Genomic DNA, 16,564 nt, shown 5'->3' with positions numbered 1-16,564 from the left:
AAGCCGAATCTCAATGAAGAGATTCGGCTTTTTTATATGAACAGGTCACAAAACTTGAAACCTGTCCCGATAGCTATCGGGATTAAAAAATATTATCCTAAGAAAGGGTATCTGTAATCTTCTGGAGTTACAAAAGTTTCTTTGATCGTTCTTGGAGAAGCCCAACGCAATAAGTTTAATGCAGAACCTGCTTTATCGTTAGTTCCAGAAGCTCTTGCTCCACCAAATGGCTGCATTCCTACAACTGCTCCAGTTGGTTTGTCGTTGATATAGAAGTTACCAGCTGCGTTTTGTAATTTAGTAGTAGCTACTTCAATAGCATAACGATCTTGGCTGAAAACTGCTCCAGTTAAAGCATACTCAGAAGTAGTATCAACTAATTCTAAAGTTTCTTCCCATTTAGCATCTTCGTAAACATAAATTGTGATAACTGGTCCAAACAACTCAGTTTCCATTGTTGTATATTTTGGGTTTGTAGTTACAATAACCGTTGGCTCAATAAAGTATCCAACAGATTTATCGTAATTACCACCAACGATAATTTCAGCGTCAGTATCTTTTTTAGCTTGGTCGATATAACTAGCTAATTTATCAAAAGAACCTTCGTGGATAACTGCAGTAATGAAGTTTCCGAAATCTTCCGGAGAACCCATTTTCATAGATTTTACATCAGCAATTAATTGTTCTTTTACAGCTGGCCATAAACTTTGCGGAATATAAGCTCTTGAAGCAGCAGAACATTTTTGCCCTTGAAATTCAAATGCTCCACGAGTAATTCCTGTAACTACTTGTTTTACGTTTGCGCTTGGGTGTGCAATGATAAAATCTTTACCACCAGTTTCTCCAACGATTCTTGGGTAAGTTTTGTAATTATGGATGTTTGCACCAATTTTTGCCCAAATATCTTTAAATACGTGAGTTGAACCTGTAAAGTGAACACCTGCAAAATCACGGCTTGCTAAAACAGTATCAGTAATCATTAAAGCATCTCCAAAAACTACGTTGATAACACCGTCTGGAACTCCAGCTTCTTTGAAAACTTCAAGGATGATTTTTGTAGAGAATACTTGGCTGTCACTTGGTTTCCAAACCACAACGTTACCCATCATTGCAGCACTTGCAGGAAGGTTTGCAGCAATAGCAGTAAAGTTAAAAGGAGTAATTGCGTAAACAAATCCTTCAAGAGGTCTGTATTCTAAACGGTTCCAAACAGAAGAATCTGATTTTGGCTGATCGTTATAAATTTGAGTCATGAACTCTACGTTGTAACGTAAAAAGTCAATTAATTCACAAGAAGCATCAATTTCTGCTTGGTGAATATTTTTAGATTGACCAATCATAGTTGCAGCATTAATACGCGCTCTGTAAGGACCAGCGATTAATTCAGCAGCTTTTAAGAAAATAGCAGCACGTTGTTCCCATGCCATATTTGCCCATGCTGTTCTTGATTCAAGAGCATTTGCAATCGCTTTTTCGATATGTTGTTTTTCAGCTAAATGATACTTTCCAACGATATGTTTGTGATCATGAGGAGCTGTAATATTTCTAGTGTTTCCAGTTTTGATTTCTTCACTTCCAATATATAAAGGAACATCAATTTGAGAGTTCCACATTGTAGTGTAAGCCGCCTGAACAGCTGCTTTTTCTGGAGAGTTAGGTGCGTAGCCTTTTACGGGTTCGTTTACCGCTTTTGGTACATGAAAGAATCCTTTTAGCATGTTATTTAAAATTAGATAATTAGACAATTTACAGGTTAGATGATTTGATTGTTACGAATAATCTAACGTCGCACAAAAGTACAAAGGATAAATTAATAATTTGATAAATTTATGATTTAGATAACGATAAAAAGAAGACAGCCTTTAAACTATGATTTAGTTTAAAGCAAAAGGAGCGCACATTCTAAAAGTAGGAACAATAACCTTGAATGTTTTTGTTGTAGTAAAATTGATCATATTAAAATGACCTTTCATAGCACCGTATGGTGACGATAATAAACAGCCTGAACTATAAGTGTGATTTTCTCCCGGTTTTAGAACTGGTTTTTTGCCAATTACACCTTCTCCGTCAACAACTTCTAAATCATTTAGGGAGTCAAAAATTTCCCAATGACGAGATGTTAACTGAACAGAATCTTTACTATGATTTTCGATTGTAACTACGTAACTAAAAGCAAAGTGAATTTTGTAGTTTTTGAAGTAAGTTCCTTCAAAACTAGTCAAAACAGATATTTTTATGCCTCTTGTAATTTGAGAAACCATACTAACGTAGTAAATATGTGTATATTATATATGCAAATCTACAAAAAAAAATCTTTTGTCCTAAAACCTTAACAATGTTTTAATTTACGATATTTATTGAGTTTGCATTTCCTTTTCCTATAACTCTTTGATAACGATCTATGCTTTCTTTATAGTAAACCAAAATTGTATATTCGTTTTCTGTTTGATAAAAATTGCCGTCGATAGCATTTTCATTATCGATGTTTCCTTTTTTATCAGCTACCGTATATTGAAAATTAGTAAAACCTTGTTTTATCATTACAGCTTTTTCATAAATGCCCTTTTCAGTATTATAATCCATTTTGTATTCTGGCGATAAACTGTAATTATTAAACATTCCTGTTATATAAATATCTTTATTAAGTCTAAAGGCAGGAGCCGAAAGCGAAAAGTAAACCCATGCATAATCAGCCTCAATATCGTTATTTGATCCGTTTATGTTCTTAACCACAAAATTTCCGTTAACATCTTGATATAAAGTATAGATCTGATTCCCTCGAGCGCGATTCGTGTACAAATATGAGTTATAAACATCGTTGCTGGTTCCTACTTTTCCAACATTATTATTGGCAGCTCGAATGTCTTTGTTTTCGAAATATAAAAATTCATTCCCGCCCCAAAACTGAGTTTCAGCATCGTATTTGTAAACAAGTTGATTTCCAATTGTATATTGTGGTGGAACATTTTTTATTCCAGTATTGAAATTTCCGTTTTGCAATAAAAGAACTTTTACATTTTGTGTCGGCGTTTGAAAAGTAATATCATTTGAAACAATTGCAAAATCAAGATTCTGTTTAAAATCAATATTGCTGAGGTTGCGGCTTCTTTTTACTTGAGCTGCAACCGTACAATGGTTTTCAAACAGAATAAATTTTCTCGCAAGTACAACTTCTTTATCTTCATTTAAAATTTTTAAAATGTAATTTCCAGAAATTCGCAGCTGTGTAGTAAACTGATTTGGAAACGGAAGTCTATAATGGGAATATATTTGAAGCGTATTAAAAGAATTAGAATAATCAGTTATTCGCTGACCATCGAAACCACGTAGAAAATCTGTTTTTGGAATGTCTGACGGAATCCAATTGTAATCGCAATGAGTAATTTCGAAGTAATAATTGGCTTCGCTTCCAAATAAATCATCAAATTGAAATTCAAATGTTGATCCTAATTCAAAAATAGGAACAACATTACTGCCGTTTTGTACAAACGAAACAGTTTTGATATTGTAAGGCGGATCAATTTCTTTTTGAACATTTTGGGCTTTCGCCAAAGTGAAAATCAGAATAAAAAATAAGCTTGTATATAAAAATTTTGGCATCTTATTACGTTGTAAGATTGTAAATATAACAATTTTATGTAACGAAAAATAGACTGTTTTATTGGTTTTACGTATTAAGAATTTAAAATGTACTCTAAATTAGCTTCGATTTCGTCATTAATATAACTTTCTTCTAAAAGTGAATCAGACAGCAGTTTTTTGTTTTCCTGCAGCTTGATTATTTTTTCCTCAACCGTATTTTTCGAAATAAATCGTATAACATTGACTTTGTTAAGCTGTCCAATTCGATGCGCGCGGCCAACTCCTTGTTTTTCTGCAAAAGGATTCCACCACGGATCTAAAAACAAAACATAAGAAGCTTTGGTAATATTCAATCCAACGCCGCCGGCTTTAAGTGAAATAAAAAACAACAAAGGATTTTCTTTTTCCTGAAATAGTTTTACCTGCTGTTCTCTTTTATGAGCAGGAGTTTCGCCCGTAATTTCGCAATACTCTATTTTGTTTTCCTTACACCAATCAGTGTAGAAACTTAGATTCGTAACAAATGAACTAAAAATGATCGCTTTTTGTTTTCCTTTTACTAAAGTTTCTAAATAATTTGTAACAGCGATATATTTTCCAGAATCGATTTCTGAATCTTGATCTACCATTTTTGGGTGATTACTTAATTGTCGCAGCTTCATCAACGTATTAATAATGCTGATTTTGTCAGGACTAGAACCATCCGTTTTAAGTAAAAAATTACGCGCTTTAGATTTTTCTTTTTCGTATAATTTCTCCTGTTCAGGATCCATAGTACAGTAATAAATCTGCTCTGATAATTCAGGTAAATCTTTTAAAACCTGTTCTTTAGTTCTTCTTAAGATATAAGGCTGAACAAGATTTTTTAGTTCAGACAAAATATTTTCATCTTGTTTTTTTTCAATCGGAATTTTAAAATTGGCAGCAAAGAAATTATAACTGCCTAAAATATCTGGATTTATAAATTGCATCTGCGACCATAAATCGTCAAGCGAGTTTTCAATTGGAGTACCGCTCAGTGCCATTTTATGGGCCGTGTCAATTTTATTTATAGCTTTAAAAATCTTAGAATCTTTGTTTTTTATGTATTGACTTTCGTCCAAAATCAAATAACGGAAGTCGTATTTTTCTAAAATCGAAATATCACGATGTATAATGCTGTAACTCGTAAAAATTAAATCAGTTGAAGCTAATCTGCTGGCTAATTGTTTTCGGTCATTACCAATATATTGCATTTTTGAAAAATGCGGAGTAAATTTTGCAGATTCGTTATACCAGTTAAAAACAAGTGAAGAAGGTAAAACGATTAAAGCTTTAAGTGGTTCTCTTTCTATCGTAGTTTCATTGGCAAACAAATCAAAATTTGTGGTTTTTGTTGTAAAACCCAATTGTTCTTGAACGGCAACAAGAACTGCGAGAGTTTGCAAAGTTTTTCCAAGTCCCATATCATCCGCAAGACAAGCGCCTAAATTAGAATTGTGATGACCTAAAAGCCATTTTACGCCATCAATTTGATAAGGTCTTAAAGTTGCTTTCAATAATTCAGAAGAGACATATTCAGCTTTTTGAATAACTTCGTTTTTGATTTCTGTAATGGTGTCTAATGCAGCAAAATTGCTTTTGCGCAAAAGCAGATTCCCATTTTCAGTTTTAGCTAATTTTGCTAGTGAACTGTATTTGCTGAACCATTCTAACGGAATCAAGAAATAGTTTCCGTCAGGCAGTAAAAAGAGTCTTTCTTTGCTTTTTATATTGGGAATAATTTCACTGAAATTGATTGTATACGTACCAATTTTGATGATTATTTTGATGTCAAACCAATCTCCAGCAACTTCTTTTGAAGTTAAAACGGAATGGTTTTCGGTAATAATTTCTTTGCTTTCCAGTTTTAGATTTTCAATTACAAAACCCAAATTTTCAAGTTTTTCTTTATGATCAATAATGAATTGAATATTGAGATAAGGATCTGGAGTTTCTACTGCAGTATTTAATCCAAATAATTCATTTTTGATTTTTATTAAACCAAGTTCAAGTAGTTTTTCTGTATATAAAGTTTCGTCAGGACTTCGTTTAAACTGGATAATTTTAGGTTCGCTTGCAGCGTTGAAATCTACAAATGAATGTGTTTTTTTTGTTTTACCTGCATCAAATGTATAACCGTTATAGTCAAAATAAAGGTTAAGATAATAACAGTTTTTAAAGAAATCATAAACGGGCTGAATCGTGCAGGAAATAATCTTGTCACGATTTTCAACTTCAAAACCTGTTGCTTCTATGTCGATTTTTTTAGCTATTTCAGGAATGAAATTCTTGAAAAAATTATCAACTAGTTTTGAAGGTATTTCTATAGATTTTTTAGTTAAAAAAGGCTGTAGTTTTTTAGTGTTTAGATCTTTCAGCTGTCCTAATTTTTTATTGATAATCAGCCAGCCCGGTTCATTTAAAAGAATATCAATTTTACTGTTCATCGGCAGAAAAACAGTTTCATTTTCTTTTAAAGAAAGGGTATAAGTGATTCCTTCAGAATGTTTGTCGAACTGAATCAACGGTTCAAAATGCAGCGGATTTGTATCAACTCTGGAACGATAAAAATCCTTTTCAGGTCCAATGTCTATAGACAGCGGAAATTGTTCTTTTGCAATTAGATTATAAAATGAACTTAAATTAAAGTTTAAATACTGACGAATGGCAAAATCAATTTTAGAATCTTTTTGCAGATCAGCAATGGTTTTTGCCGATTTTACTTTTGCGCTGAATTTTTTAAAAATGAATTCCAATTTTAAAGATTCGCAGGCAGTCAATATTTTTTTTGTATTGGAATCTAAGCTTTCAAATGCGATTCCAAAACTTTCAAGTACTTCAGCGCTTGCTTTTTTATTTAAGTATTTAATTTCATCAGTGTTCTCGACAATATATGCGGTCGGGATGTGAGTGTTTAGGTTTTTTTCAAAACTGATGTCAAAACAAAATTGATATGATTTTGCAGGTTCCAAGATTTAAGATTTGGTTTGATTTGGTAAGGCGTATAAAATTAAAAAGTTTTCAAATTATTGCTATTTTGAAAACTTTTTAAATGAACTTATGTCACTATGTATTGAGAAAAAATTAGTTCTCTGGTTTGAAGCAAAGCGGGATAATTTCTCCTTTTGCTAAACAGTATTTTTCGACCAGTTCTGGTGCAATTTTATTGGTATAATCTTCTTCAATTACAATAAAACCAATGCTTCTTAACTTGTCGAAATAATCGCGTCCGTAAATGCGAACATGATCGTATTGACCGAAAATTTTAGCACGTTCTTTTTGATCTGTAATCGAATCATCAGCAAATGTAACTTCACGAGATAAATCTTGCGGAATTTGAAGAATCGCCATTCCGCCAGGTTTTAAAACTCTAAATAATTCCTGCATTGCTTTTGTGTCGTCAGGAATATGTTCTAAAACGTGATTACATAAAATCACATCATATTCGTTGTCTTTGAAGGGCAAATTACAAATATCTGCTTTTACATCTGCCAAAGGAGAAAACAAATCGGTTGTCGTATAATCAAGATTTTTCTGCTTACGGAAAAGTTTATAAAAAGCTTGTTCTGGAGCAAAATGAAGTACTTTTTTTGGTGCTGTAAAAAAATCAGTTTGATCATTTAAGTACAGCCAAAGTAAACGGTGTCTTTCTAACGAAAGTGTACTTGGTGAAAGTACATTATTACGTTGTTTTCCATATCCGTAAGGCAAAAACGATTTGAAACTTTTTCCGTCAATAGGATCAGTAAATTTGCTTCCTTTCAGCGATAAAGCTAAAATTGGACGTGCCACGTAACTTAAACGAATTAATATTGGTCTTGGAATAGTATTTAAAACTAATTTGAAAAGTTTTTTCACAGGTTTGATTCGGGTTGTATTATAGTACTAACGGCACTTTTCTAAATTCGTCTTCTTCATTGCTTTCGATTCCTAAAGCCTTGTAGATGTATTGAAAAGTAGATAATAATTCAGGTTTACCATCAACTAGCGCCACGTCATGTTCGAAATGTGCACTGGCTTTTCCATCTGCAGTTGTAATTGTCCAACCGTCCTTATGTTGCTTAATGTTTCTGGTTCCAAGGTTAATCATTGGTTCAATTGCAACTACCATTCCTTCAACGAATAGTTTTCCACGTCCGCGTTTTCCGTAGTTTGGCATTTCTGGTTCTTCGTGCATTTTTTGCCCAACACCATGTCCAACTAGTTCACGAACAACTCCGTAACCATGTGCTTCTGTGTATTTTTGAATCGCATTTCCAACATCTTCAACGCGATTTCCTGCTTTAAATTCTCTAATTCCAACGTAAAGAGATTCTTTAGTTACCTGCAAAAGTTTTTTAACTTCAGGGGCAACTTCTCCAATTTCGAAACTATAAGCATGATCTCCGTGATATCCATTTTTAAATGCTCCGCAATCTACCGAAATGACATCACCGCTTTTTAGAGGAGTGTTATTTGGAATTCCGTGAACAACCTGAGAATTTGGACTCATACAAAGTGAATTAGGAAAATCATATAATCCTAAAAAGCTTGGAACTGCACCGTGATCACGGATAAATTCTTCGGCTAATTTGTCAAGATATAATGTTGTAACTCCTTCTTTAATTTCAGAAGCAATCATTCCTAATGTTTTTGATACGATCAAAGCACTTTCGCGCATTAATTCGATTTCTTCTCTAGTTTTTTGGATAATCATATTTTTCCCATTTTCAGTTCGCAAAAGTACAATTTTATATTATTTTTTTCGCCACGAATTTCACGAATTTACGCTAATTGTATTGTGTGAATAATTTTATTAAATTATAATTCGTGTAAATTCGTGAAATTCGCGGCAAACTTTTAAATTTAATATCTCAGAAAAAAGCCATAAATTAGTAGTAAAATGTCAATAATCATGGAAATTTCGACTGATCAGGATATTGCAAAAGTAAAAGCATTAAAGAAAATGAAGAGAAATGCTTTGTTGCTTTTGGGTATTGCCGTTTTGCTGTTTGTAGTGGCAATTTATTTTAAAATTCCAATGCTTCAGGCGTTCAGCGAGGCAGCGATGGTTGGCGGAATTGCCGATTGGTTTGCAGTTGTGGCTTTGTTTCGTCATCCGCTTGGAATACCAATTTGGCATACTGCTATTATTCCAACGAAGAAAAATGAGATTGGAGAGAATCTAGGAAATTTTGTTTCAGAAGAATTTTTAAATCGCGAAAAACTGGAGATTAAACTGGAGGAATTCAATTTTGCAGCAAAAGCATCAGATTGGCTTTCGCAACAGGAAAATGCAGATAAAATTGCAAATGTTGTTGCCATAAATATTATTCCGGGAGTTTTAAGAACGATAAAAGATGAAGATGTAAAGCGGTTTATTCAGGTTCAGTTTGCGGCAAAACTAGAAGGGATTAATTTTGGAGATTGGGTGGCCTTGGCTTTAGAACCTTTACAAAAAGGAAATGTAAAAGATCAGTTATTGACGAATCTTTTGACGGTTATGAGTGCTGAATTGACAAATAATAAAGACTTGATTCGGAAAAAAGTAAAAGCGTCAACTCCGTTTTTGAGTTTTGGTCTTGCTGATAAAAGTATTACTGAAGGTGTTTTTAATGGATTACAGGATTTCTTGAATGAAGCAAAAAATCCAGAGAGTGCTGTACGAATTAAAATTGATGAATACGTTTACAATTTTTTAGAGAAGGTCAAAAATTCTGAAGAAATGAGAGTTAAGATCAATAATATGATTTTAAGTTTTGTTGGAAAAAAAGAAGTTCAAGACTATATCAATGGAATTTGGGACGAAATAAAACTCTCGATTTCTAATGATTTAGACAAAGGGGAAGATTCGTCTATTAAAAATAGTATTGCTGGATTAATTCAAAGTTTTGGGAACGGCATAAAGGAAGATTTGCATATGATTGATAAGATCAATAATTTTATTAAAAATGATCTTTTGTCTGTTCTTTTGAATAATAAAAAAGTTATTGGCGATTTGATTTCGTCAACCGTAAAAAGCTGGGATGGAAAAGAGGTTTCTGAAAAACTAGAATTAGAAATTGGTAAAGATCTTCAATATATAAGAATTAACGGGACTTTAGTTGGCGGACTTATTGGTCTTGTAATTTATGCGGTCGAATGGACGTATCATTATTTTATAGTTTAACCATATAAGTGATATAAGTTCATTTAAAAAATAGTGTAAAAGCAGTAACTTAAATAATTTACATCACTTATATGGTTTAAAATCAGTCAGGATTTGCCATGATTTTGAAAAGCTCAGAATTAGAGATATAAAAACGGTTTTCCAGTGCTATTGAAGCAAGTTTTGCACTTATTAAATTGTTCTCACGAGTGTTAATCAAAAACAACGAGCTTTCTCCAAATGAGAATAAACGTTCTTCAGAATTTAGCATTGTCAAGTTGTTTTCTACTAAATCTTTGGCTAGTTTTTTCTGTTTTGTAAGCGAATTGATTTCTAATTTTTGAGCACTGATTTTGTTAGTCAATTGTGTTTTTTCTAATGCTAACGCAAATTCGTTTTCTTGTAGTTTGTATTTTGCTAATTTCAAACTTCCTCTTTCTTTTCGCAGAAATAAAGGAAAGTAAAATTCCAGACCAATTTTGTAATCGTCAAATTTATAATTGTCGATGTAATTTGGTTCCGATAAATAAGCGTAACCAATGTTTATTTTTGGCAGCAGCATATTTTGTTTCAGATCTTTTTCTACATTCAAGATGTCTATTTTGTTCTGCATCGCATTTAGTTTCGGATGTGTTTCTAAACTGAAATCTTTTTGCAGAAGATCGTTTGTTTTTAGCGTTTCCTGCAATGTGCTTTCGAGGGCAGTTTCTGGTACAAGTTCATCTGAAATTTCAAGAGGAATATTGTTGTCAAGCCACATAAAATTTGATAATTCTAGTTTTGCTTTAGCTAATTTTAGTTTAGAATCTTCAAGACTCAGGGTTCTGTTTTTTACAATAATTCCTGCCTCAACACTATCAATTGCGGGTTTGTCACCTTGATTGATCAAAGATTTAATTCCTTCCAAACGTATTTCGGCATTTTTGTTATAAGTCTCATACAATTTCATTTCTTCAAAATTCTTTTTCCAATTGAAATAGGCAAGAGAAGCATCATATAAAACGCTGACAGCTTCAAGTTTTCTTTCAGATTCACTTAGTTTTATCTGAATTTTTGCTTTACGAACATCTGCCATTCGTTGATTAATAAATAGTCCTTGTCCAACAGGAACACTGATTCCAAACGAAGTTAAACCTTGATTAGGCGTTGTGTTTTCAGGATTAAGATAAACACCTTCATTATTGTCAAATCCAGCTTTTAACTCAATTCCGTACCAAGTTGGGATTTTAAAACTGCTGTTTAAAATAGAATAATATTCTTTGTCTTTAAATTGTTTTTGACTAAAATCTACTTCAATTTTTGGATCAAAACCACCTCTTGCCATCATTAAATTGGCTTGTGCTTTGCTGATTTCTAAATTGGCATTTTTTACCAAAGGATGGTATTTTTTTACATATCCAAGAAACTCATCGTAGGTTAGTTCTTTAGATATGGGCTGCTGGCCAAAAACCGTACAGCTCAAAAATAGAAAAGCTATAAGTATCCGTTTCATTATTTTTTCTCTTTAGTTTCTTTTTCGCCGGTTTTGTAATAATTAGGAGGGAAACCATTTAAAGTTCTCCAGATTTCGAACCAAATTGGCACCGTGTCTAGTAAAGCAATTGTTTGGGCACCAGAACCAATGCTCAATTGCTTAGGCCAATGTGCTTCTGCGGGATCGGGAGCAATTAAAACTCTGTATTTGCCATTTGTGCTGATAAAGTTTTCTATCGCGACAACTTTTCCTCCAAAAGTTCCGTATGATATATCCGGCCATCCTGCAAATACAATTGTCGGCCAGCCGTCAAACCAAACGCGGACTTTTTCGCCTTTTTTGATTAAAGGCAAATCTATTGGATTTACATACGTTTCAACCGCAATATCATAATGAGATGGCATTATCGTTACAATTGGAGTTCCCTCTTTTACCGTTTCGCCCAATCCTGCTTGTAAAGCTCGGTTGATATAGCCGTCTTGCGCGGCTTTAATGTAATACATGCCATTTCTTAAGCTGTAATTCGTGTATTGGTTTTCTAGTTTACTTACTTGAGCTTCAGTGTCAAACTTGTTGCTTAGTGTGGTAAATTGATCGCTTTTTGCTTTAGCTGCTTTTTCAGCATATTCAGCCGAAATTCGGTTAACTTCAACTTTAGCGTTTATGTACTCATTTTTGCTTGATAAAAATTTGTTTTCTTGTGTTATGATTTTTGCATCAACATCTTGCAATTTTAAACGTTTCTCTTCAACATCAGTAAGTGGTTTCAAGCCTTCTTTGTTTAACTGAACAGAACGATTGTATTGTGTATTTGCTATTCGCAGTTGTGTTCTTGCGGCAACAAGATCAATACTGTCGCTTTTTATTTTTAAAAGCGATTGTCTGACTTTGTTTTTTGCTTGTTCTAGTTTTAACCTTTTTTCGCTTTCAATAGCTTGAATTTGAGTAGAAAGAGTTTGTACTTTTTCATCATACGATTCTAGAGAGTTTTTCTTTGCTTCTACCTGATTTTTGGTATTTTCGACCAAATTAGGATCCATGTAATCCTCTTTTATTTCAGAAATAAATAAAATAGTATCTCCTTTCTTTACAAAATCACCTTCTTGCACGTACCATTTTTCAATTCGACCTGAAATAACACTCTGAATTGATTGTGGTCTTTGATTAGGTTTTAAAGTGGTTACAGATCCTGATCCGGAAACATTTTGTGTCCATGGCAGGAAAAGAGCAATTATTCCTAGAATTGAAGTACCTATTATAATCTTATTTAAAATTTTATAATGAGTTCTGTTGCTTAGGTTTTTTACAGTTTCGTATCGTTCAAGAGACTGCAGTCTGGTTTTATTGTCAGAAATGTTTAGCATGGCATATCGTTTTTTTGATCAAGTAGAATAAGACCGTTTTGCATTGTTATTTTTCGTGTTGATTTTGTTTTCCAATGCGGATTTTTGGATGAAACAATAATGGTCCACTTGTTTTTATCTGAAGTAAGAAAATCTATGATTTCGTTAGCAACATTTTCATCCATAATATCAGTTGGATCTTCATAAAAAAGTATTTTTGGTTTATGAATGATGCTTCTTGCTAATAATATTTTCTGTGCATTAGAGGATGATAGTTGTCTTCCTTCAGGATAAATATGTGTATCTAAACCTTTTGGAAGTTGTTTTATAAACGAACTCAGCTGCACTCCGTCAAGTGCCCATTTTAAATCTTCGGAACTTATTGTGGGATCATTAAAAGTTATGTTTTCAAAAATGGTTCCTTCAAATGGTGTTTCGTTATGGATAATTGTTCCAATTTGTGAGCGATATTGTTTAATGTCTATTTTTTTGAATGTGTCGTCATTGATGTAAAAAGCACCAGAACTTTGCTTTAATAAACCAGATAGCAATCTAATAAGAGTTGTTTTTCCAGACCCGTTTTCACCATCAATTACAATTTTTTCACCTTGCTCTATTTTAAGAGATATAGAATCTAGAGCATAGATTGGAGAATCTGGAAATTTAAATTTTAAGTTTTCAGTTTCTAAGGTGATATTCGTGTAACAAGTGTCGTTTTTAGACTCAATATATTCCTCTAATTCCAAATCCGTTACCTGTCCAATTTTTTCAACAGAAGTCAAAACATCATAAAAAGTTTCAAGTCCAAGAATGATTTTCTCAACCGAGGTAATTACTAATAATATAATGATCTCTGCCGCCACAAATTGTCCAATATTCATTTCCTGGCTTAGTACTAAATATCCGCCAATAGAAAGTAAACTTGCCGTAATAATGATTTTAAAAACAATCAATTGGGTAAATTGTTTTTTGATTACATTAAAATGTTTCTCGCGATAATTGATATAGTTGTTTACTATCTTGTTGTTTTTTTGAAGTGCGAAATCATAGTTTAATTCATTTCTAAAACTGTAATTATTACGCGCCATTTCTTGCAGCCAGCCAGCAACTTTGTATTTGAATTTGGATTCTTTTAAACTTGTTTCTAAACCAGATTTGTATGAAAATTTAAAAATGAAAAACAAAAGCAGGAACAGCAATAAGCCAAATACAATAAAGGATGGATGATATAAAGACAGTAAAATTAATCCGAATGTAATTTGGAGTAAAGCTGCCGAAAAATCAATCAGTAACTTTGATGTACCTTTTTGAATGCTTAAAGTGTCAAAAAAGCGATTTGTTAACTCCGGCGGATAAGTGCCGTATAATTCTTCAGATTTTATTTTTGGCAAACGAGCCGCAAACTCAAAAGAAGAGCGAACAAAGATTTTTTGCTGTAAATTTTCAGTAATTCGCAATTGCATCAATGATAAAAGTCCAACAAGCGCAACTCCAGCAACAACCAAAATAATAAGTACAATCCAAGATGCACTTACTCTTCCAGATTGTATAAATGCTATAATAGCTTGGATTCCTAAAGGAAGCGACAAACTGACTAAACCAGCAAAAATGGCGTAGAAAAAAATTTGGTATATGTCTTTTTTGTCTAATTGAAGTAAATTGTAAAATCGTTTTAAAGGTGTCATGTTGATTTTTTTATAGTTAGCGTAAAACGTTTTCTGCAAGATTGATGTAAAACTGTGTGGTTGTTACCGTTTCATTACAATTGGTAATTGTTTTTAAATGATCTGTTAAAAAGTGCTGATGTAAACTTCCTTCAACAATTGTTGAAACTAATGATTTTGCATATGGATAATTGGGATTTACCTCTTTTACAATGGCAACAATCCTATTGATAACCCTTTTGTAAATTAAGAAAAAACCTTCTTTGTTTTCCTGATCAACTTCTTTAGTATGAAGTGTTTTTGTAAATTCAGCAATTATTATCTTGTTTAAAACAGCTTCATTTATATGATCTGTTGCAATATCATCTGTTATTTTTTCAGTAACTAATGTGATGGCTTTTCGTAGTTTTTCATTTTTATCTATAATGTTGGTCGTGGTAAATACTAATTTGTATTCGATCCAGCTCCAATACCAAGAAGATAAATAAACTAAGAGTTTATGCTTGTTCTCAAAATAACGATAAATCGAACTTTCGTTTGATCCTATTTTTTCGCCTAATTTTTTAAATGTAAAGTTGTCAAAACCAATGGTGTCGATAAGAAGAATACTTTGTTCGATTATTTTTTTTCCCAATGCCGATGTTTCGGGATCTTTTACATAGATCTTTTCGTTTATTTGGATTTTTAGATTCGATAGTATAATTTCCATAAAAATTATTTTAAATGCAAAGATAATAGTATTACTATTAATAAAGAACATTTAGCTTTTATTTTTGCAAAAAAAAAAGCTGCTCTAAATCAAGAACAGCTTTTAAAAAATTATTTAAACGGAGTTTACAGTAATGAATGACAAGTCATTGCATTTGGTTGTGGTACTCCCATTAATTCTAAAATAGTAGGAGCAATGTCTCCTAAAACACCATTTTGAATGTTTTTCAAATCCTTGTCAACTAAAATAATCGGCACTGGATTTGTTGTGTGTGCGGTATTTGGACTTCCATCAGGATTAATCATTGTTTCACAATTTCCGTGATCGGCAATTACAATTGTAGTGTAATTATTTGCAAGAGCAGCTTCGATAACTTGTTTTACACAAGCATCAACGGCTTCGCAAGCTTTGATTGCAGCACTCATAATTCCGGTGTGTCCAACCATATCACCGTTTGCAAAATTCAAACAAACAAAATCTACTTCGCCTTTATTTAACTCAGGAACAAGTGCGTCTGTAAGTTCATAAGCACTCATTTCTGGTTGTAAATCGTAAGTTGCTACTTTTGGAGAGTTTCTTAAAATACGAGATTCGCCCTCAAAAGGAGTTTCTCTTCCGCCAGAAAAGAAAAATGTTACGTGAGGGTACTTTTCAGTTTCAGCAATACGAATTTGTTTTTTACCAGCTTTTTCTAAAACTTCACCAAGAGTTTCGGTAATGTTGTCTTTGTTATAAACAACTTTTACATTTTGGTAAGTTTCGTCATAGTTTGTAAGCGTAACATAATACAAGTTTAACTTGTGCATGTTTTGTTCGTGAAAATCTTGTTGTGATAGCGCTTCAGTAAGTTCGCGTCCTCTATCAGTTCTAAAGTTGAAGAAAATAACAACGTCGCCTTCTTCGATTGTTGCAAGAGGTTTTTCGTTTTCATCGACCATAACGACCGGCTCGATAAACTCGTCTGTTATGTTTTTTTCATAACTCTCAAGAACGCTTGCAACTGCATTTTTTGATGGAGTTCCAACTGCGTTAACAACTAAATCGTAGGCTAATTTTACACGTTCCCATCGTTTATCACGATCCATTGCGTAGTAACGGCCAATGATCGAAGCAATTTTTACAGGAGTATCTTTAATATAATCTTCTAAATCATGAATGTATTTAGCTCCAGATTTTGGGTCAACATCACGTCCGTCAGTAAAAGCATGAACGTAAACTTTGTCTAAACCATATTCTTGCGAAGCATCGATTAAACCACGTAAGTGAGAAGTATGCGAGTGAACACCTCCGTCAGAAACTAATCCTAAAAAGTGTACTTTTTTATTGTTTTCTTTAGCATAAGTAAAAGCGTCAATCAAAACTTGTTCTTTAGCAAGTGTTTTGTGGGCTACTGCTAAATTTATTTTGGCTAAATCCTGATACACAATTCTTCCTGCGCCAAGGTTCATGTGTCCAACCTCACTGTTTCCCATTTGACCTTCGGGTAAACCAACGTTTAAGCCGTCAGTACGAAGTTGTGCATTTGGGTAATCTTTGTAAAGGCTGTTTATAAAAGGAACATTTGCATTGTCTATTGCAGATACTTTAGGGTCAGGAGATTTTCCCCAACCATCTAAAATCATAAGGATAACTTTTTTGTTCATT

The 16,564-nt window shown here is 32.9% G+C and carries 12 protein-coding genes; 1 reads left to right on the top strand and 11 read right to left on the bottom strand.

Annotation, left to right across the window (positions count from 1 at the left end; genetic code table 11):
- Positions 1 to 92: 92 nt before the first annotated feature.
- The 6 genes from pruA to map all read right to left on the bottom strand — a co-directional run bounded on the left by pruA (position 93) and on the right by map (position 8,299).
- Entirely contained in the window at positions 93 to 1,718 is a 1,626-nt protein-coding gene (gene pruA / locus BOW57_RS18670) for an L-glutamate gamma-semialdehyde dehydrogenase (RefSeq protein WP_129056453.1), read from the bottom strand.
- Positions 1,719 to 1,874: 156 nt separating this feature from the next.
- Positions 1,875 to 2,261: a Co2+/Mg2+ efflux protein ApaG gene (apaG, locus tag BOW57_RS18665; RefSeq protein ID WP_008467225.1), complete on the bottom strand. Its 387-nt coding sequence runs from the start codon at positions 2,259 to 2,261 to the stop codon at positions 1,875 to 1,877.
- A gap of 79 nt (positions 2,262 to 2,340) precedes the next feature.
- A complete protein-coding gene (locus tag BOW57_RS18660; protein ID WP_129056451.1) occupies positions 2,341 to 3,600 on the bottom strand; it encodes a DUF5103 domain-containing protein in 1,260 nt (419 codons plus the stop codon).
- Positions 3,601 to 3,674: 74 nt separating this feature from the next.
- Positions 3,675 to 6,575, bottom strand: a complete 2,901-nt coding sequence (locus BOW57_RS18655; RefSeq protein ID WP_129056449.1) for a DEAD/DEAH box helicase — start codon at positions 6,573 to 6,575, stop codon at positions 3,675 to 3,677.
- 112 nt (positions 6,576 to 6,687) lie between these two features.
- A complete protein-coding gene (locus tag BOW57_RS18650) occupies positions 6,688 to 7,461 on the bottom strand; it encodes a class I SAM-dependent methyltransferase (protein WP_129056447.1) in 774 nt (257 codons plus the stop codon).
- Between the two features lie 19 nt (positions 7,462 to 7,480).
- A complete protein-coding gene (gene map / locus BOW57_RS18645) occupies positions 7,481 to 8,299 on the bottom strand; it encodes a type I methionyl aminopeptidase (protein ID WP_089058210.1) in 819 nt (272 codons plus the stop codon).
- 198 nt (positions 8,300 to 8,497) lie between these two features.
- On the opposite strand from map, the gene BOW57_RS18640 reads away from it, so the two are divergent.
- Positions 8,498 to 9,751, top strand: a complete 1,254-nt coding sequence (locus BOW57_RS18640) for a DUF445 domain-containing protein (protein WP_129056445.1) — start codon at positions 8,498 to 8,500, stop codon at positions 9,749 to 9,751.
- A gap of 82 nt (positions 9,752 to 9,833) precedes the next feature.
- Here the strand turns inward: BOW57_RS18640 and BOW57_RS18635 are convergent, their stop codons facing one another.
- From BOW57_RS18635 to gpmI, 5 genes are all read right to left on the bottom strand, one after another.
- On the bottom strand, positions 9,834 to 11,222 hold the full coding sequence (locus BOW57_RS18635; RefSeq protein WP_164973740.1) for a TolC family protein: 1,389 nt from the start codon (positions 11,220 to 11,222) through the stop codon (positions 9,834 to 9,836).
- A complete protein-coding gene (locus tag BOW57_RS18630; RefSeq protein WP_089054950.1) occupies positions 11,222 to 12,568 on the bottom strand; it encodes an HlyD family secretion protein in 1,347 nt (448 codons plus the stop codon). Before BOW57_RS18630 ends, BOW57_RS18635 begins: the two co-directional genes overlap by 1 nt.
- A complete protein-coding gene (locus tag BOW57_RS18625) occupies positions 12,562 to 14,232 on the bottom strand; it encodes a peptidase domain-containing ABC transporter (RefSeq protein ID WP_129056443.1) in 1,671 nt (556 codons plus the stop codon). The genes BOW57_RS18630 and BOW57_RS18625 overlap by 7 nt, the downstream gene beginning before the upstream one ends.
- A 16-nt stretch (positions 14,233 to 14,248) precedes the next feature.
- Positions 14,249 to 14,920, bottom strand: coding sequence for a TetR/AcrR family transcriptional regulator (locus BOW57_RS18620; protein ID WP_129056441.1), 672 nt, complete (start codon positions 14,918 to 14,920; stop codon positions 14,249 to 14,251).
- 125 nt (positions 14,921 to 15,045) lie between these two features.
- Positions 15,046 to 16,563, bottom strand: a complete 1,518-nt coding sequence (gene gpmI, locus BOW57_RS18615) for a 2,3-bisphosphoglycerate-independent phosphoglycerate mutase (RefSeq protein WP_089058214.1) — start codon at positions 16,561 to 16,563, stop codon at positions 15,046 to 15,048.
- Position 16,564: the final 1 nt, after the last annotated feature.

The organism is Flavobacterium sp. YO64, from assembly GCF_004119505.1.
In the GTDB taxonomy this organism is placed as follows: Bacteria; Bacteroidota; Bacteroidia; order Flavobacteriales; family Flavobacteriaceae; genus Flavobacterium; species Flavobacterium oncorhynchi.
The sequence above is the reverse complement of the archived record's forward strand: the minus strand, read 5'-3'. Positions and strand labels throughout refer to the sequence as shown.